The sequence below is a fragment of the Pseudomonas sp. SDO5215_S409 genome (genome assembly GCF_054071325.1).
Map to the genome: position 1 here is coordinate 1 of NZ_JBSVWN010000024.1, position 22,096 is coordinate 22,096.

General features: G+C 62.5%; 16 protein-coding genes. 6 read left to right on the forward strand and 10 right to left on the reverse strand.

The features are described from left to right. Positions 1-574: IS3 family transposase (locus tag ACW9H9_RS14185; protein WP_457343909.1), on the forward strand; the 574-nt coding region annotated here is incomplete at its 5' end. Between the two features lie 8 nt (positions 575-582). Here the strand turns inward: ACW9H9_RS14185 and ACW9H9_RS14190 are convergent. From ACW9H9_RS14190 to ACW9H9_RS14210, 5 genes are read right to left on the reverse strand one after another with little or no spacing between them, the layout of a single operon-like run. Continuing rightward, positions 583-1,356, reverse strand: a complete 774-nt coding sequence (locus ACW9H9_RS14190) for an enoyl-CoA hydratase (RefSeq protein WP_457343907.1) — start codon at positions 1,354-1,356, stop codon at positions 583-585. 12 nt (positions 1,357-1,368) lie between these two features. Beyond that, positions 1,369-2,496 carry an acyl-CoA dehydrogenase gene (locus ACW9H9_RS14195; RefSeq protein ID WP_457343906.1) on the reverse strand — a complete coding sequence of 376 codons (1,128 nt, stop codon included), beginning with the start codon at positions 2,494-2,496 and terminating at the stop codon, positions 1,369-1,371. Positions 2,497-2,505: 9 nt separating this feature from the next. Next, a complete protein-coding gene (locus ACW9H9_RS14200) occupies positions 2,506-3,690 on the reverse strand; it encodes an acetyl-CoA C-acyltransferase (protein ID WP_457343905.1) in 1,185 nt (394 codons plus the stop codon). A gap of 10 nt (positions 3,691-3,700) precedes the next feature. Beyond that, positions 3,701-4,468, reverse strand: coding sequence for an SDR family NAD(P)-dependent oxidoreductase (locus tag ACW9H9_RS14205; protein ID WP_457343904.1), 768 nt, complete (start codon positions 4,466-4,468; stop codon positions 3,701-3,703). A 22-nt stretch (positions 4,469-4,490) separates the two neighbouring features. Then, positions 4,491-6,140 (reverse strand): AMP-binding protein, encoded by a 1,650-nt coding sequence (locus ACW9H9_RS14210; RefSeq protein ID WP_457343903.1) that lies wholly within the window; start codon positions 6,138-6,140, stop codon positions 4,491-4,493. Positions 6,141-6,406: 266 nt separating this feature from the next. On the opposite strand from ACW9H9_RS14210, the gene ACW9H9_RS14215 reads away from it, so the two are divergent. The 3 genes from ACW9H9_RS14215 to ACW9H9_RS14225 all read left to right on the forward strand — a co-directional run bounded on the left by ACW9H9_RS14215 (position 6,407) and on the right by ACW9H9_RS14225 (position 10,753). Continuing rightward, positions 6,407-7,465 carry a tetratricopeptide repeat protein gene (locus ACW9H9_RS14215; RefSeq protein ID WP_457343901.1) on the forward strand — a complete coding sequence of 353 codons (1,059 nt, stop codon included), beginning with the start codon at positions 6,407-6,409 and terminating at the stop codon, positions 7,463-7,465. A gap of 118 nt (positions 7,466-7,583) precedes the next feature. Continuing rightward, positions 7,584-9,086, forward strand: coding sequence for an ATPase domain-containing protein (locus ACW9H9_RS14220; protein ID WP_457343900.1), 1,503 nt, complete (start codon positions 7,584-7,586; stop codon positions 9,084-9,086). A gap of 71 nt (positions 9,087-9,157) precedes the next feature. Next, the gene (locus ACW9H9_RS14225) at positions 9,158-10,753 is read left to right on the forward strand and encodes an ATP-binding protein (protein ID WP_457343912.1); all 1,596 of its coding nucleotides are present in this window, start codon (positions 9,158-9,160) and stop codon (positions 10,751-10,753) included. A gap of 36 nt (positions 10,754-10,789) precedes the next feature. Here the strand turns inward: ACW9H9_RS14225 and ACW9H9_RS14230 are convergent, their stop codons facing one another. The 5 genes from ACW9H9_RS14230 to ACW9H9_RS14250 all read right to left on the reverse strand — a co-directional run bounded on the left by ACW9H9_RS14230 (position 10,790) and on the right by ACW9H9_RS14250 (position 17,342). After that, positions 10,790-11,167, reverse strand: a complete 378-nt coding sequence (locus ACW9H9_RS14230) for a response regulator (RefSeq protein ID WP_457343899.1) — start codon at positions 11,165-11,167, stop codon at positions 10,790-10,792. 78 nt (positions 11,168-11,245) lie between these two features. Further along, on the reverse strand, positions 11,246-12,439 hold the full coding sequence (locus tag ACW9H9_RS14235) for a hybrid sensor histidine kinase/response regulator (RefSeq protein WP_457343897.1): 1,194 nt from the start codon (positions 12,437-12,439) through the stop codon (positions 11,246-11,248). Continuing rightward, positions 12,433-13,038 carry a chemotaxis protein CheB gene (locus ACW9H9_RS14240; RefSeq protein ID WP_457343896.1) on the reverse strand — a complete coding sequence of 202 codons (606 nt, stop codon included), beginning with the start codon at positions 13,036-13,038 and terminating at the stop codon, positions 12,433-12,435. Before ACW9H9_RS14240 ends, ACW9H9_RS14235 begins: the two co-directional genes overlap by 7 nt. Then, on the reverse strand, positions 13,035-13,865 hold the full coding sequence (locus ACW9H9_RS14245) for a CheR family methyltransferase (protein WP_457343895.1): 831 nt from the start codon (positions 13,863-13,865) through the stop codon (positions 13,035-13,037). Before ACW9H9_RS14245 ends, ACW9H9_RS14240 begins: the two co-directional genes overlap by 4 nt. Continuing rightward, positions 13,866-17,342 (reverse strand): response regulator, encoded by a 3,477-nt coding sequence (locus tag ACW9H9_RS14250; protein WP_457343894.1) that lies wholly within the window; start codon positions 17,340-17,342, stop codon positions 13,866-13,868. Between the two features lie 278 nt (positions 17,343-17,620). On the opposite strand from ACW9H9_RS14250, the gene ACW9H9_RS14255 reads away from it, so the two are divergent. Both ACW9H9_RS14255 and ACW9H9_RS14260 read left to right on the forward strand, forming a co-directional pair. Beyond that, positions 17,621-21,421, forward strand: coding sequence for a hypothetical protein (locus ACW9H9_RS14255; protein WP_457343893.1), 3,801 nt, complete (start codon positions 17,621-17,623; stop codon positions 21,419-21,421). Between the two features lie 184 nt (positions 21,422-21,605). Further along, complete coding sequence (locus ACW9H9_RS14260) at positions 21,606-21,971, forward strand: response regulator (protein ID WP_457343892.1); 366 nt, start codon at positions 21,606-21,608, stop codon at positions 21,969-21,971. Positions 21,972-22,096: the final 125 nt, after the last annotated feature.

Consider the following 22,096-nt stretch of genomic DNA (forward strand, 5'->3'; position numbering starts at 1 on the left):
CTATAAAAAGGCGACAGTCGAGCGGCCTGATATCCCGAATACCTTGAACCGAGAGTTCGATGTCGACGCGCCCAACCAGGTCTGGTGTGGCGACATCACCTACATCTGGGCGCAAGGAAAATGGCACTACCTAGCGGTTGTGTTGGATCTTTACGCTCGCCGAGTGGTGGGCTGGGCGTTATCCGAAAAGCCGGATGCAGACTTGGTGGTCAGAGCCTTGGACGTGGCTTACGAGCAACGTGACAAGCCTCAAGGGCTGCTGTTTCACTCGGATCAGGGATCCGCCCAATATGGCAGCCGCAATTTTCGGCAACGGCTGTGGCGTTACCGCATGCGCCAGAGCATGAGTCGCCGAGGAAACTGCTGGGATAATGCGCCGATGGAACGGGTATTTCGCAGCTTGAAAACAGAGTGGATACCGACCACGGGGTACATGACCGGCCAACAAGCTCAGAGAGACATCAGCCAGTACCTGATGCATCACTACAACTGGATTCGACCTCATCAATTTAACGATGGGTTGGCTCCGGCAAAAACCGAAGAAAACCTTAAAACCGTGTCCGGGATCAGTTGACCACTACACTACCTATCTTTAAAGGTCGGCGCACGCTTACCCACAAACGCCTCCATCCCCTCTTTCTGGTCTTCGGTAGCAAAGGCCGCATGAAACACACGGCGTTCGAAGCGCACGCCTTCGGACAGGCTCACTTCAAAGGCGCGGTTCACGCTTTCCTTGACCATCATGCTGATGGGCACGGATTTGCTGGCGATCAGGGTGGCAACTTTCAGGGCTTCTTCCAGCAGTTCTTCGGCGGGTACGATGCGGGCGACGATGCCGCAGCGCTCGGCTTCTACTGCGTCGATAAAGCGCCCGGTCAGGCACATTTCCATGGCTTTGGCCTTGCCCACCGCGCGGGTCAGGCGTTGGGTGCCGCCCATGCCCGGCAGTACGCCGAGGTTGATTTCCGGCTGGCCGAACTTGGCCTTGTCGCCGGCCAGGATAAAGTCGCACATCAGCGCCAGCTCACAGCCGCCGCCCAGGGCAAAGCCGTTGACGGCGGCGATGATCGGCTTGCGGCGGTTGGCCACGCGGTCGCTGTCGCTGAAGAGGTCGTCCAGGTAGATCTGGGGGTAGGTCAGCTCGGCCATTTCCTTGATGTCGGCACCGGCGGCAAAGGCTTTTTGCGAGCCGGTCAGTACGATGCAGCCGATCTTCGGGTTGGCTTCCAGCGCGTCCAGGGCGTGGTTCAGTTCGCTGACCAACTGGGCGTTGAGCGCGTTCAGCGCGTGCGGGCGGTTGAGGGTGATCAGCCCGACCCGGTCTTGAACGTCCAGCAAAATGGATTCGTAACTCATCGATTGGCTCCTTCAGAGGTTGCGTGAGATGACCATGCGTTGAATATCGCTGGTGCCTTCGTAAATCTGGCAGACCCGCACATCGCGATAGATCCGCTCCAGGGGAAAGTCGTTCAGGTAACCGTAACCGCCGAGGGTTTGCAAGGCGGACGAACAGACCTTTTCGGCCATTTCCGAGGCAAACAGCTTGGCCATGGACGCTTGCACCAGCGCAGGCTTGCCGCTGTCACGCAGGGCGGCGGCGTAATGCACCATTTGCCGGGCGACGGCAATTTGGGTGGCCATGTCGGCCAGGCGAAAGGCCACGGCCTGGTGTTCGATCAGCGGCTTGCCAAAGCTTTGCCGTTCGCGGGCGTAGTCGCGGGCCGCTTCAAAGGCAGCGCGGGCCATGCCCACTGCCTGCGCGGCAATGCCCACGCGGCCGCCTTCCAGGTTGGCCAGAGCGATCTTGTAGCCTTCGCCCTCTTCGCCCAACCGGTTGGCCACCGGCACTTTGACGTCGTCAAACAGGATCTGGCAGGTGTCCGAAGCATGTTGGCCGAGCTTGTCCTCGACCCGCGCCACGCTGTAGCCCGCCGAGTCGGTGGGTACGACGAACGCACTGATGCCGCGCTTGCCCGCGGTCGGGTCAGTCACCGCAAACACAATCACCACCCCGGCGTTCTGGCCGGAGGTGATGAACTGTTTGCAGCCGTTGAGCACGTAATGGTCGCCTTCGCGCCGGGCGCGGGTTTTCAGGCTGCTGGCATCGGAGCCCGCCTGGGGCTCGGTCAGGGCAAAGGCGCCCAGCATGGCGCCGCTGGCCAGGGGCTTGAGGAACTGCTCTTTTTGCGCCTCGGTGCCGAAGTTGAGGATCGGCACGCAGCCCACCGAGTTGTGCACGCTCATGATGGTGGAGCAGGCGCCATCACCGGCGGCGACTTCTTCCAGGGTCATGGCATAGGCCAGGTAACCGGTGTCGCAGCCCCCCCACTGTTCCGGCACCAGCATGCCGAAAAAGCCCAGCTCGGCCATCTCGCCGATGGCCTCCTTGGGGAACCGGTGCTCGCGATCCCAGTCGGCGGCAAACGGCTTGAGGCGCTCCTGGGCGAATTGCCGGGCGGCCTCGGCGATTTGCAGTTGTTCGTCATTGGGCAGCATGGTCAGTCCTTAATAGAGGCATTCAACGGCCATGGCCGTGGCTTCACCGCCGCCAATGCAAATGGCGGCGACACCGCGCTTGAGGCCGTTCTGGCGCAGCGCCGAGAGCAGCGTCACCAGAATCCGCGCGCCGGATGCGCCAATCGGGTGCCCCAGGGCGCAGGCGCCGCCATGGATGTTGACCTTGGTGTGCGGGATTTCCAGCTTGCTCATGGTCACCAGGCTGACCACCGCAAAGGCCTCGTTGATCTCAAACAAGTCGACGTCATCCAGCGTCCAGCCGGTCTTGCTCATCAGTGTGCGAATGGCGCCGACCGGGGCAATCGGGAACAGGCTGGGCTCATCGGCAAAGGCTGCGTGGCCGTGAATCACCGCCAGCGGCTTGAGCCCGCGCGCGTGCGCCTGCGACTGGCGCATCAACAGTAGCGCGGCGGCGCCGTCGGAGATCGAGCTGGCGTTGGCCGCCGTCACGGTGCCGCCGTCCCGGAAGGCCGGTTTGAGGCCGGCGATTTTGTCCAGCCGAGCCTTGGGCGGCTGTTCGTCATGAGCGATGGTTTTCTGCTCTTTGCCCACGGTGACCTGCACAGGCACGATCTCGGCGGCAAAGCTGCCGTCGCTGATCGCTTGCTGCGCACGGGTCAGCGAGGCGATGGCGAACGCGTCCTGGGCTTCGCGGCTAAAGCCGTTGTGCTCGGCGCAGTCCTCGGCAAAGGTGCCCATCAGGCGGCCTTTGTCGTAGGCGTCTTCGAGGCCGTCGAGGAACATATGGTCCAGCACCCGGCCATGGCCCATGCGGTAGCCGCCGCGGGCACGGTCCAGCAGGTACGGGGCGTTGGACATGCTTTCCATGCCGCCTGCGATCACCACGTCCACACTGCCTGCGCGCAGCGCGTCATGGGCGAGAATGGCCGCTTCCATGCCCGAGCCGCACATTTTATTGAGCGTGGTGCAGCGCGTGGCCTTGTCCAGCCCGGCGCCGAGGGCCGCCTGGCGCGCAGGGGCCTGGCCGAGCCCGGCGGGCAGCACACAGCCGAACAGCACTTGGTCGACGGCGTCGGGGGCGATACCGGCCCGCTCCACAGCCGCACGGATGGCCGCTGCGCCCAGTTGCGGCGCAGTCAGGCTTTTCAGGTCGCCCTGGAAGCCGCCCATGGCCGTGCGCACAGCACTGACGATAACAATTGGGTCGTTCATCACACGTTCCTTATTTGGCCGCCATGCGCAAGGCGCCGTCGAGCCGGATCACCTCGCCATTGAGCATGCTGTTTTCAATGATGTGCCGCGCCAGCGCGGCGTATTCGGACGGCTTGCCCAAGCGCGGCGGGAATGGCACGCCAGCGGCCAGGGAGTCGCGCACTTCGGGGGTCATGCCGGCCATCATCGGGGTTTCAAAAATGCCCGGCGCGATGGTCATCACGCGGATGCCGTAGCGCGCCAGTTCGCGGGCGGCGGGCAGGGTCAAGCTGGCGATGGCGCCTTTGGATGCGGCATAGGCCGCCTGGCCGATCTGACCGTCGAACGCCGCCACCGAGGCGGTGTTGATGATCACGCCGCGCTCGCCCTCGGCATCCGGCTCGCCTTCGGCCATCACGGCAGAGGCCAGGCGCAGCAGGTTGAAGCTGCCGATCAGGTTGACGTTGATCACCTGGGCAAAGCTGCCCAGGCCATGCGGGCCCTGCTTGCCCAGGATGCGTTCGCCACGCACCACGCCTGCGCAGTTGACCAGCCCGTGCAACGCACCAAACGCGCTGACGGTCGCCTGCACGGCCGCTTCGGCGGCGGCTTCCTGGCTGATGTCGGCCACCACGCTGCGCGCCCGCTCACCCAAACGCTGCGCCTGGGCGGCCACGGCGTCGGCGTTCAAATCCACCAGCATCACCTTGGCGCCTGCGGCCACCAGCATCTGCGCGGTGGCCGCGCCGAGGCCCGAGGCGCCGCCGCTGACCATAAATACCTTGTTTTCGATCTGCATCACGGTTTCCTTGAAAAGGGGATCACGCCGTGGCCGCCTGGGCCTTGGCGATTTCCTGATTACGCAAAATAAAACGTTGCAGCTTGCCGCTGGGGGTCTTGGGCAAGTCGCTGACAAATTCGATTTCTCGCGGGTAAGCGTGGGCCGCCAGGCGCTTGCGCACGTGCTGGCGCAGTTCTTCGGCCAGCGCGGGGTCGGCGCGGTACTGCTCGCTGAGCACCACAAAGGCCTTCACCAACTCGGTGCGCTCGGGGCAGGGTTTGCCGACCACCGCCGCTTCGATCACCGCCGGGTGTTCGATCAAGGCGCTTTCCACATCGAACGGGCCCACGCGGTAGCCAGAGGTGGTGATCACATCATCACTGCGCCCCACAAAGCTGATGCTGCCGTCGGGGTTCAATTCCACCGTGTCACCGCTCAGGTAATACGGGCCCACGAAGGCCTTGGTCTTGACGCCTTCGTAACCTGCGAACCAGCACATCGGCGATTGTTCGCGGTCGATGGCCAGGATGCCGGGCTGGCCAGCGGGCAGTTCCTGGTGCTGGTCGTCGAGCACCACGAGGCGGTGGCCCGGCGAGGCAAAGCCGGCCGAGCCGATGTGCACCGGGTGGTCCAGCCCGTGGTGGTTGCAGAGCACCATGCCCAGTTCGGTCTGGCCGTAGTGATCGTGGATCGTCACGCCCAGGTGCTCGGCAAACCAGCGGATCACCTCGGGGTTCAACGGTTCGCCCGCGCTGCTGACGACGCGTAACCGGCCCTTGATCGAGCGGGCGAACTGCTCGCCCCCGGCGATCAACAGGCGATAGGCGGTGGGTGACCCGGTGAGGTTGGTGATGCCGTATTTATTGATGACCCGGCAGGTGCTTTCGAGGGTGAACGGGCCGTCGTAGAACGTGATCGGGTGGCCCATGGACAACGGGCCGGTCACGCCGAAATAAATGCCGTAGGCCCAGCCCGGGTCGGCGACGTTCCAGAACGCGTCTACGGGGCGCAGGTCCACGGCATCGCGGGTGTAGCTCTGGAAGGCAACGATGGCCTTGAGCGGCACCGGCAAGGCTTTGGACGGGCCGGTGGTGCCCGAGGTGAACATCAGCAAAAAGGGCTCTTCGCCGCTCAACAGCACCGGTTCACAGGCATTGGACTGGTTGGGCAGCTCGGCCCAGAAGCTGAAGTCGCCGCGCACAATGCCTTCGCCCTTGGCCCCGGCCACGGTGACGATGGTCGGGCAGCCGTCCACTTCACTCAGCTTGGGGCGGTTGACGGCGTCAGTCACCACCAGGGCTGCGCCCGAGCTATTAAGACGGTGTTCGATGGCCTTGGGGCCAAACGCGGTGAAGAGCGGTTGATACACCGCCCCGATGCGCCAGGTGGCGAATGCCACCACCAGCAATTCGGCCGTGCGTGGCAGCAGGCCAGCGACCTTGTCTCCCCGTTTCACGCCCTGGCTGAGCAAAAAATTGGCGAAGCGTGCGGCCTGGTCCTGCAGGTCAACGAACGTCGACGTAGCGCTGCGCCCGTCCTTGCCCTCCCAGAACAGTGCAATACGCCCGGGCAACGCGTGCCGGTCGCAACATTCCACGCAGGCGTTAAGCCCTTGCAGGGTGCCCGCCAGGGCGGCGTCGACGGTGTGTTGGTAGTTGAACCGGGTGGTGGCAGCCAGGTAATCACGCATCGCTTCAAATCCTTGTGTGTTTTTATTGTTCAGGACGGCTAGGCAGACCCGGGAAATAGTCGCGCCAGAGCGCTCACCGGACAATGGTCAAAGCCTTCAACCTGCGTGACTGGTTTGGCCAATGCAGGTCTGGCCCCACGGCGGGTGGCCCAAGGCGCCCTTCGCAGCCGAGGGCAGCGCTGCTGGCCTGCACCCGGTTTGACACCCGCCCTGCGCTGACCGAAGCTGGCGGCTTTGTCATAGCTGCAAAGCTTTTGGACGCCCGCATGTCAAAGTCACGCCGTTACGCCCTCATCGGCCTGTGCGCCCTGCTGTTTGTTGTGTTGATCGCCTGGTATTTCACCCGCACGCCGCAGGTCAGCGTGCCGCCCGCGATCGCCCATGGTTATGCCAAGGCCTTGCAGCAAGCGCGCAACGGCGAGCCCGGCGCGGCGCGGGTGTTGTATCAACAGCTGGCACGCCCGGACCTGTCCGACATTCGCCGCGCCGCCCTGCACGCCGAACTGCCCAACTACCCAAGCCCCCAGGCGCTGAAACTGGCCGACAAAGACCTGACCGACCCGGAGCCGCTGGTGCGTGAGGCGGCGATTCACAGCGTGGTGGGCCTGGTGCCCAGCGGCCAACGCGTGTTGCTGCTGGGCCCGCTGCTCGACGACCCCGAGCAGCGCGTGCGTTTTGCCGCGGCCAATGCCTTGCTGGGCTTGTCTCCCGACACGCAGGGCCTGTATTTCGGCCCTTTGCAGCAAGTGCTGGATGAATACGTGAAGCTGCTCAAAAGCCAGCCCGAAACACCCCAGGGCTGGATTCAACTGGCGCGCCTGTACATCCACAGCGCGTTGCTGGCGCAGGCGCAAAACGCGCTGGAACAGGCCATGCGCCTGGAGCCGGACAACCTGCAGGCGGTGGTCGCGCAGATCGAATTACTCGACAAACAGGGCAAGGTTGATGAGTCCCGCCAGCTGCTTGCCAAACAATTGCAGGCTCACCCCGAGTCGGCCTACCTGCAACACGCCCTGGGCCTGTGGTTGCTGCACCATGGCGAGCGCCCGTTTGCGCTGCTGAGCCTGTCCAAGGCCGTGGAGCTGGACGCGAACAATCAGGATTACCGCTACGACCTGGCCACCACCCTGCACGCCCAGCAAGAACTGGACGCGGCGCAGCGCCAACTGGAAGAAATCGTCCAGCGCAACCCGGCCAACCGCAAGGCCCGGGTGCTGCTGGTGAACTACTGGAAGGAAACCGGCCAGTTGCAGAACGTGCAGGTGTTGCTGGCGCAGTTGGAGCAGCAAAACCCGGACGACCCGGCCTTGCAGCAGGGCCTGTAAACCTCCAATTAGTTGTAATCACACAAAGTGTGGAACCGCTACACGGCGCAATGGTCAAGTAAACAAAGGCGCCCCGCCAAGGGGTGCGCTCCCACATTTACGTGACCGAGGACACTTCTTGTCTACGTCTACAGCGCTACTCACATCAAAAGCGGCTACCGGCATCGAGGGGCTGGATAACATCCTGGCCGGCGGCCTCTCGCGCAGTCATTTGTTCCTGCTCGAGGGCGAGCCGGGCACCGGTAAAACCACGGTGGCCCTGCAGTTTTTGCAGGCCGGTGCCAAGGTGGGCGAACGCTCGCTCTACATCACTTTGTCCGAAACCGAACGTGAGTTACGCCAGGGCGCCAAATCCCATGGCTGGGACCTGGGCGACAGCATTGATATTTTTGAGCTGACCCCGCCCGAAAGCGTGCTCGACGCCCAACAACAGCAAAGCCTCTTGTACTCCTCCGACCTTGAGCTGGGCGAAGCCACCCGGCAGATTTTCGAGGCGGTGGAGCGCTTCAAGCCTACGCGCGTGGTGATCGACAGCCTCTCGGAAATCCGCTTGCTGGCGCAAAGCTCGCTGCGTTACCGCCGCCAGATCCTGGCGATCAAGCACTACTTCGTGCGGTACGAAGCCACCGTGCTGTTGCTGGATGACCTGACCACCGAATCCCTGGACAAAACCGTGCACAGCGTGGCCCACGGGGTGATTCGCCTGGAAGAACTGACACCCACCTACGGCGCCGAACGTCGCCGCGTGCGGGTAGTGAAATACCGTGGCCAGAAATACCGCGGCGGTTTCCACGACTTCACCATCATGCAAGACGGCGTGCACGTGTTCCCGCGCCTGGTGGCGGCCGAGCATCGCGGCGGTTTTGACCGGGTCACGTTGGCCAGTGGCATCCAGGGCCTCGACGCGCTGTTGGGCGGCGGCATCGAGAACGGTTCCAGCACGCTGATTCTGGGGCCTGCGGGCACGGGCAAATCGTTGATCTCGCTGATATTCGCGGTAGCGGCAGTGAACCGTGGCGAAAAAGCCGCGCTGTTTATCTTCGATGAAGAACTGGGGCTGTTATTTGAACGCATGAAAAAGCTGGGTATCGACCTGCGGGCACTGCAGGCCACCGGTAACCTGCTGATCGAACAACTGGACGCGGCCGAGCTGTCACCGGGCGAGTTTTCCCATCGGGTGCGCCGCTGCGTCGATGAGGGCGGGATCCAGACCGTGATCATCGACAGCCTCAACGGCTATCAGGCCGCCATGCCCGAAGAAAACTCGCTGATCCTGCACATGCACGAACTGCTGCTGTATCTCAACCGCCAGGGCGCCGCCACGTTCATGACCGTGGCGCAACACGGGCTGGTGGGCGACATGCAGGCGCCGGTGGACATTACCTACCTGGCCGACACGGTGATCCTGCTGCGGTATTTCGAAGCCATCGGCAAGGTTCGCCGGGCCATTTCGATCATCAAGAAACGCACGGGCAGCCATGAATCGACTATTCGTGAATACCGCATCGACGGGCGCGGCATGACCATCGGCGAACCGCTGGACGCGTTCCAGGGCGTGCTGCGGGGCATCCCCACTTACGTGGGGGCCGATGCGCCGTTGATGCAGGAACGAACGCCGTGATCGGTAAGCCTGACAGTGCTGAGCGCGCGATCATCCTTGCACCGGTGGGCCGCGATGGCGCCCTGGCATTGATGCTGCTCAACGAAGCGGGCTACGCCGGTGTGATCGTGACCGACCTGCCCACGCTGTGCCAAACGCTGGAACAAGGCGCCGGTCTGCTGATCGTGGCCGCCGAAGCCTTGCGCGGTGCAGACCTTGCGCCGCTGATGAGCTACCTGCACCAGCAACCGGCCTGGTCGGACATGCCTATCGTGCTGCTCACCCATCACGGCGGCAGCGAGCAGAACGGCTCGTCGCACCTCAGCGGCTTGCTGGGCAACGTCACGTTTCTGGAGCGCCCGTTCCACCCGGTCACGTTGATCAGCCAGGTCAGCACGTCCCTGAGGGGCCGAAGGCGCCAATACGATGCGCGGGACCGCCTGATCGACCTGAGCCAGAGCGAATTGCGCCTGCAACGCACACTCGAAACCCTGGAGCAGAAAGTCGAAGAGCGTACCGCCCAACTGCGCCATAACGAAGATGCATTACGCCAGTCGCAAAAAATGGAAGCCGTGGGGCAGTTGACCGGCGGCATCGCCCATGACTTCAACAACATGCTCACCGGCATCATCGGCAGCCTGGAGCTGATGCGCAGGCGCCTGGCACGCGGGCGCCTGGAAGACATCGAAGACTTGATCGACCTGGGCGTCACGTCCGCCAACCGGGCCGCCGGGCTGACACACCGGCTGCTAGCGTTTTCGCGACGCCAGTCGCTGGACGCCAAGCCCGTCAGCATCAACGCCCTGGCGACCGCGATGCGCGAGCTGCTCCAGCGCAGCCTCAACGAGAGCATCGACCTGGACATGCGCCTGGCCGAATCGTTGTGGACCGCCGAAGTCGACCCCAATCAGCTGGAAAGCGCCCTGCTCAACCTGGTACTCAATGCCCGCGACGCCATGCCCAACGGCGGGCGCCTGGTGGTGGAAACCGCCAACCGTACGCTGGACAGCGTGTTCAACGCCGCCTACGGTGCCCTCAGCCCCGGCGACTACGTGGAATTGAGCATCAGCGACAACGGCTGCGGCATTCCGGACAGTGTGATTAGCCGGGTGTTCGACCCCTTCTTCACCACCAAGCCGATTGGCCAGGGCACCGGCCTTGGCCTGTCGATGATTTATGGCTTCGCTCGCCAGTCCAAGGGCCACGTGACGATTCACAGCGAAGTGAACAAAGGCACCACGGTCAGCCTGTTTCTGCCGCGTTTTCTGGGCGAAGCGAAGACCGAAGAGGCGGTGAACCCCGCCCTGCTGCCGGTTGCCCTGGCGGGTGAAACCGTGCTGATCGTCGAGGACGACCCCGCCGTGCGCCTGCTGGTCAGCGCGGTGCTGGGAGAACTGGGCTACGGGTTTGTCGAGGCCAGCGACGCCAATGCCGCCGTGCCGATCATCGAGTCCGACCAGCGCATCGACCTGTTGATCAGTGACGTGGGCCTGCCTGGCATGAATGGTCGGCAACTGGCGGAAATCGGCCGGCAGATCCGCCCCGGCCTCAAAGTGCTGTTTATCACCGGCTACGCCGAACACGCCGCCTCGCGCGCAGGTTTCCTGGACCCCGGGATGCAAATGATCGCCAAACCGTTCACCTTTGACCTGCTCACCGCCACGGTGCGGGAGATGATCAGGAGCTAGCGGCTTGGGCTTGCCTATTCGGTCGTCGCTTTACCGTCAGGCCAGCAGGCGCTGGATATGCTCCTGCAGCGTATCCAGATCGAAAGGCTTGGCCAGGATCGGGGCATTGCGGGTGATGGGGCTGTCGCAGTCGAGAATCTCCTGCGGGTAGCCACTGATGAAAATCACCTTGAGTTCCGGGCGCAACTTGACCGCAGGTTCAGCGATTTGCACGCCGGAAATGCCACCGGGCAAACGGTAGTCGGTCACCATCAGGTCCAGGTGCGGCTTGGTCGCCAGGATTTCGAACGCCTGCTCGCCATCCACGGCCTTGAGCACTCGGTAGCCCAAGCCGGCCAGGTATTCCCCCAGCACGAACATAATCGATTCGTCATCTTCGACGATCAGTACAACATCTTGTGCATCTTCACTCATGGGAAGCCTTCGTCCGCTCAATTGCTGCTGATACGACCATGGGGTCACGCAGAGGTTGCGTCAATTTGACCTTTGATTTCACACCGGTTGCCCCAGTGGCAGGCACACCCGGAACAGCGCGCCCTCACCGATCCGGCTTTCTACTTCAATGGTGCCGCCATGGGCGGCCACGATCTGTTCGGAAATAAACAGCCCCAGGCCCAGACCTGCCACCACGTGGTTGGCCGACACGCGCTCGAACTGCTGGAAAATGCGGCGCTGGTTGTCCTCGCTGATGCCAATGCCGTGGTCACGCACCTCAATCCGCGCCTCGGCGTGCTGGGTGTACACCCGCACCTCGATCGGGCTTTTGGCGCCGTACCGCAAGGCGTTGGTCAGCAAGTTCGACACCACCTGTTCAATGCGAAACTCGTCCCACAAGCCTTCCACCGGCCCGTCGGCCAGCAAGCGCACCGAAGAGTCGGCCGCCGCGACCTGCGGGGCGAAATTCTCCAGCAAGTTACGCACCAATTGCGTCAAATCAAAGCGTGCCGGGCGAATCGAGAGTTTGCCGGTGCGAATGCGCGACACATCCAGCATGTCTTCGATCAGGCGGATCAAGCTCTGGATCTGGCGCTCGTCACGCTCGACCATGGCGTGCATCTTGTCCAGGGTGAACGCTGCCGCGTTGTCACGGGCCAGGTGCATCTTGCGCAGCTGGGTTTCCAGGATCAGCCCGTTGAGCGGCGTGCGCACTTCGTGGGCGACGATCGACATGAAGTCATCGCGCATCCGCACCGCCTGCTCCAGCTCGCCTTGCGTCGCCTGCAAGCGCGTCAGCAGCAACTCCTGCTCGCGGCGGCTGCGCTCCAGCGCCTCCAACTGCTGCTTGAGCGCCTTGCTCTGGCGATACAGGTCGACGAACACATTGACCTTGCTTTTGACCGCCTGGATATCCAGCGGCTTGTGCAAAAAGTCCACGGCGCCGCTTTCATAGCCCTTGAACGCGTAATTGAGCTCACGCCCGGCGGCGCTGACAAACACGATCGGGATGTTCTTGGTTTTTTCGGTGCCACGCATCAGTTCGGCCAGCTCAAAGCCGTTCATGCCGGGCATCTGCACATCGAGGATCGCCAGGGCGAACTCGTGCTCCAGCAGCAGCGACAGGGCCTCGTCGGCACTCAGCGCCTTGAATACCTGGCGGTCGTCACGTTTGATCAGCGCCTCAAGGGCCAGCAGGTTTTCCGGCAAATCGTCGACGATCAGCAGTTTGGCCTGGATAGAACTCAACATGGGGTAGATTCCAGCGAAGCCAGCAACGCAGCAATGCGGCTCAGGGTAAGGATATGGTCGGGGGTGTGCAGCGCCAGGGCCGCGCGGGGCATGATTGCCACGCGGGCCTCTTGCGGGTCCTGGACCACGGTAGTGCCGCCACACGCTTTGACGTGGGCAAGGCCGGTGGCGCCATCCTGATTGGCGCCGGTCAACAGTATTGCCAAAAGCGCCGGGCCGTAGGTGTCGGACGCGGATTCAAACAGGTAATCGATAGACGGCCTGGAATGGTGCACGCGGTCTTCCTGGCTCAACGACAGGCTGCGGTCATGCTCCACCGACAGGTGATAACCGGGCCCGGCGAAATACAAGGTGCCGGGCGCGATGACGGCCTTGTCCTGCGCCTCAAGCACCGGGATCGCCACCCGCCGGCCAAACACTTCGGCCAATTGGCTGCGGCGCTCGTCGGGCAGGTGCAACACGGTAATGATCGGCACTGCGAACCCTGCCGGAATCTGGCTGAACACACTCAGCAACGCCTCGACGCCGCCCGCGGACGCGCCGACGACAATCGCCTCGATTCCCGGGGTGGATACCGGGCCGGCCGCCGTTTCGCTCATGATTTTCGGTAGATCCGCTCTTGCTTGACCAACGGCTCGAACTGTTTGCTGTAGCCGGAAAAATCCAGGGTTTCCTTGCTGCCCAGCACCAGAAAACCGCGATGGCAGAGCGAGTCATGGAACAGTCCAAAGGCCCGATCTTGCAATTTTTTATTGAAATAAATCAATACGTTACGACACGAAATTAATTGAGTTTCAGAGAATACACTGTCGGTCGCCAGGCTGTGATCGGCAAAGGTCACATTCTCGCGCAGGGTCTTGTCGAAAATCGCGTAATCGTAAGCCGCCGTGTAGTAGTCGGCGAATGAACGCTGCCCACCGGCCTGCTGGTAGTTCTGGGTGTAGGCGCGGATGTTTTCCAGGGAAAAGATGCCTTGCTTGGCTTTTTCAAGCGACGCCGGGTTGATGTCGGTGGCGTAGATGATCGTGCGCTCCAGCAACCCTTCCTCACGCAGCAGGATGGCCATGGAGTACACCTCCTCGCCCGTGCTGCAACCGGCGATCCACACCTTGATCGACGGGTAGGTCTTGAGCAGCGGCACCACTTCCTGGCGGATCGCCAGAAAGTGCGAGGGGTCGCGAAACATCTCGCTGACCGGAATCGTCAGAAACTGCAGCAACTGCATGAACGCCGACGGGTCATGCAGCACGCGCTCCTGCAAGGCCGAGATGGTCGGGCACTCGAACTGGCGCAACGCGTGCGCCACCCGGCGCTTGACCGACGCGCCGGAGTAATCGCGAAAGTCATAGCTGTATTTGAGGTAAATCGCCTCAATCAACAGGCGCAACTCGATGTCCGCGCCTTTTTCCAAATAACTGCTTTCCAATTAAATCCTTTCCATCTTGGGTAACCACACACGTATCAACGAAAACAGCCGGTCCAGGTCGATGGGCTTGGCCAGGTAGTCGTTGGAACCTGCCGCGAGGCAGCGCTCCTGATCGTCCTTCATGGCCTTGGCCGTCACCGCAATGATTGGCAGCTTGCGCCAGCGCGGGTCCTGGCGGATCAGCGCGGTGGCTTCGTAGCCGTCCATCTCCGGCATCATCACGTCCATCAACACCAGGTCGATGTCGTCCACTTCGTTGAGCCTCTCGATCGCTTCACAGCCGTTACGACCAATGACCACGATCGCGCCTTTGTGTTCAAGGGCACTGGTGAGGGCAAAGATGTTGCGCACATCGTCGTCCACTAGCAGCACCTTGCGCCCCTCGAAGACCTTGTCGCGGCTGCGGGCGGTCTTGAGCATCTTCTGGCGTTCATGGGACAACTGCGCTTCGACTTTGTGCAGAAACAATGTCACTTCATCCAGCAGACGCTCGGGAGAACGCGCGCCCTTGATGATGATCGAGCGCGAATACTTGCGCAGCTCCGCTTCTTCATCGCGCGTGAGGTTGCGCCCGGTGTAGACAATGACCGGCGGGAACGAACAGATGTCCTCGGTGGACATGCGCTTGAGCAACTCGTTGCCAAGCATGTCCGGCAGCTTGAGGTCGATGATCATGCAGTCATAAATGTTGTCGCGCAGCAGGTCGAGGGCCTGCTGGGCGAAGCCAACGGCGGTGATTTCGATGTCATCGTCGCCGATCAGGCGGGCAATGCTGTCGCGTTGCAGGTCATCGTCCTCCACCAGCAGCACACGCTTGACCTTTTGCGTGAGCTTGGCTTCCAGGCGCGCGAAGACGTCCTTGAGTTCTTCGCGGGTGGTCGGTTTTACCGCATAACCGATGGCGCCCATGTGCATGGCGGCTTCGACCCGGTCTTCGACCGAGATCACGTGCACCGGAATGTGCCGGGTCTGGGCATGTTCCTTGAGGCGTTGCAGCACGGTCAGCCCGGAGTGGTCCGGCAGGCGCATGTCCAGCAGGATGGCGTCGGGCACGAACTGCTCGGCCAGGTTGTAGCCCTCGTCGGCGCCGTGGGCCACGAGGCAGTGGTAACCCAGCTCGTGGGCCAGGTCGAAGAGGATCCGTGCAAAGTTCGGCTCGTCCTCCACCACCAGGATGCAACGGCCGGTGAACGGCGCCTTGTCGCGGTCGTCGATAAAGCGCGGGATCAGTTCTTCATGGGCAATCGGCAGCGGCGATACCCTGACCGACGCCGGGGCCGCTGGCGGCGCCACCACGCGTGGCAACTCGATGAGTTCAGCGTCCTGGTCACGCTCCACGTACTGCTCGGGCAGGGTCAGGGTAAACACACTGCCCTGACCCGGCTGGCTTGTAACGGTGATATACCCACCCAGCAGGGCCGCCAGGTCCCGGGAGATCGACAACCCCAGCCCGGTGCCGCCGTAACGGCGGTTGGTGGTGCCGTCGGCCTGGCGGAAGGCTTCAAAAATGCTCTCTTGCTGGTCACGCGCAATCCCGATGCCCGAATCACGCACGATAAACGCAACGCCCTGCCCCGACGCCTGGGACACCGAGAGGCTGACCTGGCCACGCTCGGTGAACTTGATGGCGTTGGACAGCAGGTTTTTCAGGATTTGTTCCAGGCGCTGGCGGTCGGTGAACAACGACAGCGGCGCGCCGGCCTGCACGTCGACGCTAAAGCCCAGCTGGCGGTCGGCCGCCAGCGGCTCGAACATGCCGCGCAAGCCGTCCACCAGCCGCGCAATGCTGGTGGTTTCCGGACGCACTTCCAGCTTGCCGGCCTCGACCTTGGCGATGTCGAGGATGTCGTTGATCAGGTTCAGCAGGTCGTTACCGGCCGAATAGATCGACTCGGCAAACTTGACCTGCTCGCCGGTGAGGTTGTCTTCGGCGTTTTCGGCCAGCAGTTTGGCGAGGATCAACGAGCTGTTGAGCGGCGTGCGCAGCTCGTGGGACATGTTGGCGAGGAATTCGGATTTGTACTTGCTGGAGCGCTGCAGCTCGTCGGCACGGTCTTCCAGTTCGACCTGGATACGGTTGAGCTCGACGTTTTTACGGTCCATGGCGTCGCGCTGGTCGGCCAGTTGCTCGTTGGTCTGCTCAAGCTCGGCCTGCTGGGTTTCCAGGTGGGCCTGGGACTCCTTGAGGATGCGCGACTGTTCTTCCAACTCTTCGTTGGCGGTCTTGAGCTCTTCTTGCTGCACTTGCAACTCTTCGTTGAGCTGCTGGGTTTCGGCGAGCACTTCCTGTAAACGCTGGCGATAACGCGCCGCTTCGATAGAGGTGCCGATGTTGCCGGCGATCAGTTCCAGCAAGTCGGTGTCACGTTCCTCCAGCGGGCGCAGGAAACCCAGCTCGACCACGCCATTGACCCGGTCGTCGTCGCTGGTGGGCATCACCAGCACGCTACGGGTCACCCCCTCGCCCAGGCCGGAGCTGACCTTGAAGTAGTCCACCGGCACGTCGTCCAGGCGAATCAGGCCATCGCGCTGCACGGCTTGGCCGATAATGCCTTCGTCGGCGTAGATCGACTGCTCTTGCTGCTCCTGCTCGCGGGAAAAGCCATAGGTGGCCACCCGCTTGAGGTTGCCGTGGTCCTCGCGGATGTACAGCGCGCCCACGGCCGCGCCCATGTAGCGGGCAAAAAATTGCAGGGTGTTGCGGCCCAACAGGTTCAGCGTGGGTTGGCCAAGGACCTGCTCGGCCAGTTCGGTCTGGCCGCTGCGCAGCCAGGCTTGCTGGGCCAGGCGCTGGGCGATCTTCTGTTGTGACGCGAGGTTTGCGTTATAACTTGTTGAAAGTGTTATTAAATTCTTTCTTCCGATGTACGCCAAAAAGCCGCTGAGCCCGAGCACGAACGCCAGGTACAGGGTGACGCTGATGACGGTGGTGCGGGTGACGTCGTTATTGCGGGTGATGCGAAACTGCTGCTCCATGTCCACGGCGTCATCGTATTCGCGGCGGATCTCATCCGTCAGGCGCTTGCCCCGCCCCGCTTTTACCGCCGCACGGTAATCACCGCTCTGGCGCTGCAGGTCCACCATGGACTGGGCGTAGTTGTTCCATTCCTGTTGCAGCGATTCCAGGCGTTTGAGGCGGTCCACCTGCTCGGGGTTGTCGGCCACCAGCGCTTGCAAATTGCGCAAGTCACCAATGATGCGCGGCTTGGCCACCTCGTAAGGATCCAGGAAGTGCTCGTCGCCGGTGATCAGGAAGCCGCGCAAGCCGGTTTCCAGGTCCACGGTCAGCTTTGAGGTTTCATTGAGGTTGTTGATCACCCGGTCGGTGTGCTCCACCCACTGGATCACCGACAGCAGGTAGGTGATCAGGCACACGAAAAACACCGCGCTGAGCACACCTACACCCAACGGTAGCGCCACGTTACGGCTCAACAGGTTACGAAAGCTCTTTTCATCGACGGACGATGCGGGAGTCATGGGCATGCCTTGGCCAAATACGGAAAGCGGGGAGTTTGCCGCAAAGTCCGGCGTGTGGGCTATTTTTCTGCCGCACGGGGGCACAAACGGTCTACAGCGCCGAACGAAAAAGCACCCGACGCGCGAGGGCGTTTACACGCAGACATAGACTTTGTTTCTTACACAGCAGGGCCGCAACGCGCGGAACGCAGGAGGAGATACCCCTCACACAATGGAGCGCCTGGGAACAGGGAACCTCCCAACAACGGCGCGTATCTCTCCAAAATAGGTACCCACTTATGTTGAATCTCGTTTCGCAACAAGCCCCTGCTCCGCTGCTGGCAGGGCCGGTCACCCCGCGCCCCGTTGCATCGCCCGTCAAATCCGCACCAATGGTGCAACCCGCCCAGCCGGTAAACATACCGCCCACGTCAGGCTTTACCCTCACCGAGGCCCTGGCCCACAAGCAAAACCTCAAGACGCTGGGGCACAGGCTTGGCGAAATCGCTGCACGCCTGGGGGTCGACGCCAACCCGCAAACCGCGCAAGCCGCGATGGCGTCGACCCCGATGAGCCTGCACCCCGACTCGCCCTACCTTGGCAAAACCTCGGCCAGCACCACCGTCGAGGCGTTTATAAAAGGCCTGGGCCTGCCGCTGCCCAGCAACCATTTCCAACTCGACGGCCTGGCGGGTGCGATGACCGGCAACGCGCTGGAGCATCCGCTGGGCAACCTGGGCGGCGCGCTGTCCTGGCCATTGCCGCTGAGCCCGGACGAGCAGCGCCAGTTGCGCCTGATCACCATGAGCCACGCCCACCCACTGGGCGACAACCCGCTGGTGATGCAGCAAAAAGGCGTGCTGGAGTTCCTGAGCTATCAGTTGCAACTGCCCGCCGAAACGCTGGCCGACCCGGTCAAAACGCTGGAAGCGCTGGTGAGCACCCCGGCCGCCCAGTCAATGGGCAAGGCCCTGCAAGAACGCATGGGCGGCATTGCCACGCCCAGCAGCATCACCGACTACTTGCTGGCCGCGATCACGTTGCAGATGGACCCGGAGTCCATGACTACGCCTGAGCGCAACACCGTCGCCGGTTTTGACTTGGCCAGCCGGGCCCACTGGGGCCAACCCGCGTCTGGGGTGCTGGAGCGCTTGAGCGAACACTTGACCACCCAGAACAAGACCAGCCCCGTGATGGCCAAAGCCTCTGCTCACCTGTTGCTGGCGGGCCGGGCTCCGGAGTTTCTGGTCAAGGACATCCCCGCCAATGTCACCTACGGCAGCCCCGCCTGGGTCAGCCTGACGATTGCGGCGCGTACCCTCGAAGCACAGTCGCCGGGCAAAGTGCCGAACATGACCTTTGCCCAGGTCATGCTTGAGGCCAAGAGCGCCAGTGCGGCCAACCCGGCCCTCACCCAACACATACAGACCCACGCGGTACTGGACTGGGGGGTGGCCAACGGTGTGATTGAACCTAAACACCCCACTCGCTACACCGCCGACGAGCTGGCGACGCTGCAAACCACCTTCAACGCGCGTCAGCAGCAGATGATCAGCGCGTCGCGGGCCTACGCCACCGACCTGCCCACCCGCAAGGAACTTGCCCTGGCCGAGCTGAAACAGCGCTTTGGCGATTTGGGCGAGCTGTTTGAAGAAAAACTGATCTGGACCACCAGCGAGAAACGCGGCAAAAGCACCGACGCCGAAACCCGTCTCACGGGCTCTCACTCGATGCTGGACCTTGCCATGATGGACTTGCCCAACCCGGGCATGTTTCGGGCCACGGACAGCCGTATCCCCCTCGCAGACTTGAACGCCAACCCCAGGTTTGGCGTCACGCAGGCGTTCGATCAGCAATGGGGCAAGGCCATCGAAGACAAAAAGGCAGCGGTCAGCACCACCATCAAGCATTTGATCGCCCAACTGCCGCTGCAGGATCGCCAGCACTTCGAGTACGGCAAAATCAGCTTTTTCCAACAGGGCTCCCACACCCTGGGGATGGGGTTTACCGATAAGACCCCGCGCCCCACAGGCCAGGCGCTGCTGGTCAGCATCGAGCGGGACGGCGTCACGACCGCCTATGAAATCAACCTGAGCAAGAGTTCGATTGAACGCATCCAGACGTCTGAGGCGCGCGAGCAAACATCGCGTGAGGCCAACCGGGTGTCCACCACCCAGGCGTTCAACCCGCCCGGCATCGACGCGCACCTGCGCATGGAAAAGCGGCCGCCCAGCGACGCACCGCCCGACAGTTTCGGCTCAGCGCGCACCCAGGGCATCGCCGACACCTTCGTCCAGCATCTGGACCTGGACAACCCCACGATCAAGGAGCAAGCCCGCGGGCGCACCACGCTGGACGAACAGACAGGCCGGGCCAAAGGGGTGGAAGAGTTTTTGTTCAACCTGATCCCGTTTCGTTCGGCGATCGTCAACTTTCAGCGGGGTAACTATGGCGACGGCGCTGCGGACCTGGCGATGGACATCTTCGGGTTTCTGACCGCCGGCGCAGGCACGGCGGTCAAACTCGGCAAGGTGGGTCGTTCGGCCCTTTCGGTGAGCAGTAAAGCGCTGCTGGCCACCAAAATCATTGGTACGGCCACCGTCAGTGCCTTCAACCCTCTGGGCGGCCTGGGCGACCTGTCGGTGGGGGGCGTGCGGCTGATTGGCGGTGGCATCGACTTTCTGGCCAGCAAAGGCCTGGAGGCGGTCAACAGACTGCGCGGCGCCAGCGGCAGTTACGACCTGCTCAAGGCCGTGAGCCACCGCCATGAGGTTGCCGCCACCGGCACCTTCAAGGTCGCGGGCCGCGACATCGACACCGGCGCCGTGCTCAAGGACGGCCAGTGGTATGCGTTCTCGCCCGACACGGGGCAACCCTACGGCTCGGCGCTGAAGGACTTCACCCCGACCGTCGCGGCGGCAGGCGGTGAAATCAAGGCCGTGACCCAAGCCAATACCACTGAATGGCTGTTGAGCTGGTTTGCGACGCCGCCCAATCCCAATTTTCGCAAGGACTTTGAAACCGCCCGCCTCAGGGCGTTAAAGACCGATGCCGCAGGCTTCGACCTGGGTTACAGCGCTGCGCACCCGCCGCAGATACCGGGTTACTCCTCGGCGCTCAGTGCAGAGGACATTCAGAAACTGGCCCTGCAATCCAACCGCACTGCCACGGAGCTGGGCACGCTGGTCAGGCGCATCGAGTTTCTGGAAGAGTTGCCCAACACCTTCTATACACGGGTCGAAAACGTCAAGGCGCTCGATCTCAAGGGTTTTGAAAGCGGCTACGCGAGCGCCAACGCAGAGCTGATCGAGGGTTTTGGGCCGTCGATGAACACCACCGAACTTCAGGAACTGGCCTTGGTGCGAGGGCGCACCGCGCAGGAAGTCGGCGCGTTGTACCGGCAGATCGAAAAGCGCGCGATTGGGCACAACCTGTCGATCTCCAAAAAATTCAGTGATGACATCAAGGCCGCCGGGGGCACGGTGACGCCCATGCCCCAGGGTTTTTACCTGAGCCAGGTAAGCCCCATCTCCGGCGGGCAATGTGCCGCGTTGGCCAACACGATGGCTTACGCCGTTCAGGAGGGACGAGAAGCCACGCTGATTGAAAACTTCTTCACCGCAATGGCCTATCCCGACCATATCAACACGCAGAATTTCCGTAATAAGCTGCAGGGCTTCCAGTCCAGGCTCAGGCACGACTTTTTTGCAGGCGAACGGGCCCGGCGGCTGACCGCCACGGACATCATTGCCGAGCTGGCGAACGCCACCGCCTCCAAAAGCCTGCTGATCGGCAACGCCAAACATGGCATCAGCGCCGGGGTGACGGTGAACGGGGACACCAAACACTGGTTCTACTATGACCCGAACCTGGGGCTGGCCAAGTTCAGCAGCGAAGCGGCCATGCGTGAAGGCCTGACCCGGGCACTGAGCACGGGCTCGACCAGCCACCTGTTCCGGCCCGACCCCACCGACCTGACCTACGGCGTCGCCGACTTTAACGAGCTCCGCCTGCTGGCGGTGGTGGGCAGCATTCAGGACGCCGTCAGCCTGTTCAGGGCGCCGATTGTGATCCCAAGGCCTGCGTTGCAAAAGGTTTGACGCCATTGCCCGGCGCCGCGGGTCTGCGGCACCGGGCAATTCACAGGCCGCGCTGCGGGACATTCACCCCAGGTATCGGCACAATGCCACCTTGTTCGGGAACTTGCCGGGATGGCCATGACTCATTAGAGGATGGTCTTTGGACTGATAAATACCGGCACGTCCACCTCTAGGAATCGTCACTATGCCTGCTCCCACCCCTACCATCCTGGTCGTCGAAGACGACGCCATCGTGCGAATGCTCATCGTCGATGTGCTCGAGGAGCTGGAATTCCAGGTACTTGAAGCGGCGGACGCTGCCCAGGCCCTGGTTTTTATCGGCACTGCGGACACGCCCATCGACCTGATGATGACCGACGTCGGCCTGCCCGACATGGACGGCAAGCAACTGGCCGCCAAGGTCCGTGAGCTGCGCCCTGCCCTGCCTATTCTGTTTGCCAGCGGCTATGCGGAAAACATCGATGTGCCGCCAGGCATGCAGGTGATTGGCAAGCCGTTTTCCATCGATCAATTGCGCGACAAAGTGAGGTCCATGCTGCCTGTCGTCTAAGCGCCCCCCGCGCAGGCTTGCGGGCTGACCTCAATTCACAGAATTTACCGGGATTTACGTGACCTCAAGCCCAGAAAGCTGGAAACTCCTCGCTCTCATCCCGTCGTCAGTCAAAAGAGCTTAGG

Excerpts from the sequence above, each read along its gene's own strand:
- ACW9H9_RS14190 (WP_457343907.1), bottom strand. The coding sequence starts at position 1,356 with ATGAGTTACGAATCCATTTTGCTGGACGTTCAAGACCGGGTCGGGCTG.
- ACW9H9_RS14195 (WP_457343906.1), bottom strand. The coding sequence starts at position 2,496 with ATGCTGCCCAATGACGAACAACTGCAAATCGCCGAGGCCGCCCGGCAA.
- ACW9H9_RS14200 (WP_457343905.1), bottom strand. The coding sequence starts at position 3,690 with ATGAACGACCCAATTGTTATCGTCAGTGCTGTGCGCACGGCCATGGGC.
- ACW9H9_RS14205 (WP_457343904.1), bottom strand. The coding sequence starts at position 4,468 with ATGCAGATCGAAAACAAGGTATTTATGGTCAGCGGCGGCGCCTCGGGC.
- ACW9H9_RS14210 (WP_457343903.1), bottom strand. The coding sequence starts at position 6,140 with ATGCGTGATTACCTGGCTGCCACCACCCGGTTCAACTACCAACACACC.
- ACW9H9_RS14215 (WP_457343901.1), top strand. The coding sequence starts at position 6,407 with ATGTCAAAGTCACGCCGTTACGCCCTCATCGGCCTGTGCGCCCTGCTG.
- ACW9H9_RS14225 (WP_457343912.1), top strand. The coding sequence starts at position 9,158 with ATGCTGCTCAACGAAGCGGGCTACGCCGGTGTGATCGTGACCGACCTG.
- ACW9H9_RS14230 (WP_457343899.1), bottom strand. The coding sequence starts at position 11,167 with ATGAGTGAAGATGCACAAGATGTTGTACTGATCGTCGAAGATGACGAA.
- ACW9H9_RS14235 (WP_457343897.1), bottom strand. The coding sequence starts at position 12,439 with ATGTTGAGTTCTATCCAGGCCAAACTGCTGATCGTCGACGATTTGCCG.
- ACW9H9_RS14240 (WP_457343896.1), bottom strand. The coding sequence starts at position 13,038 with ATGAGCGAAACGGCGGCCGGCCCGGTATCCACCCCGGGAATCGAGGCG.
- ACW9H9_RS14250 (WP_457343894.1), bottom strand. The coding sequence starts at position 17,342 with ATGACTCCCGCATCGTCCGTCGATGAAAAGAGCTTTCGTAACCTGTTG.
- ACW9H9_RS14255 (WP_457343893.1), top strand. The coding sequence starts at position 17,621 with ATGTTGAATCTCGTTTCGCAACAAGCCCCTGCTCCGCTGCTGGCAGGG.
- ACW9H9_RS14260 (WP_457343892.1), top strand. The coding sequence starts at position 21,606 with ATGCCTGCTCCCACCCCTACCATCCTGGTCGTCGAAGACGACGCCATC.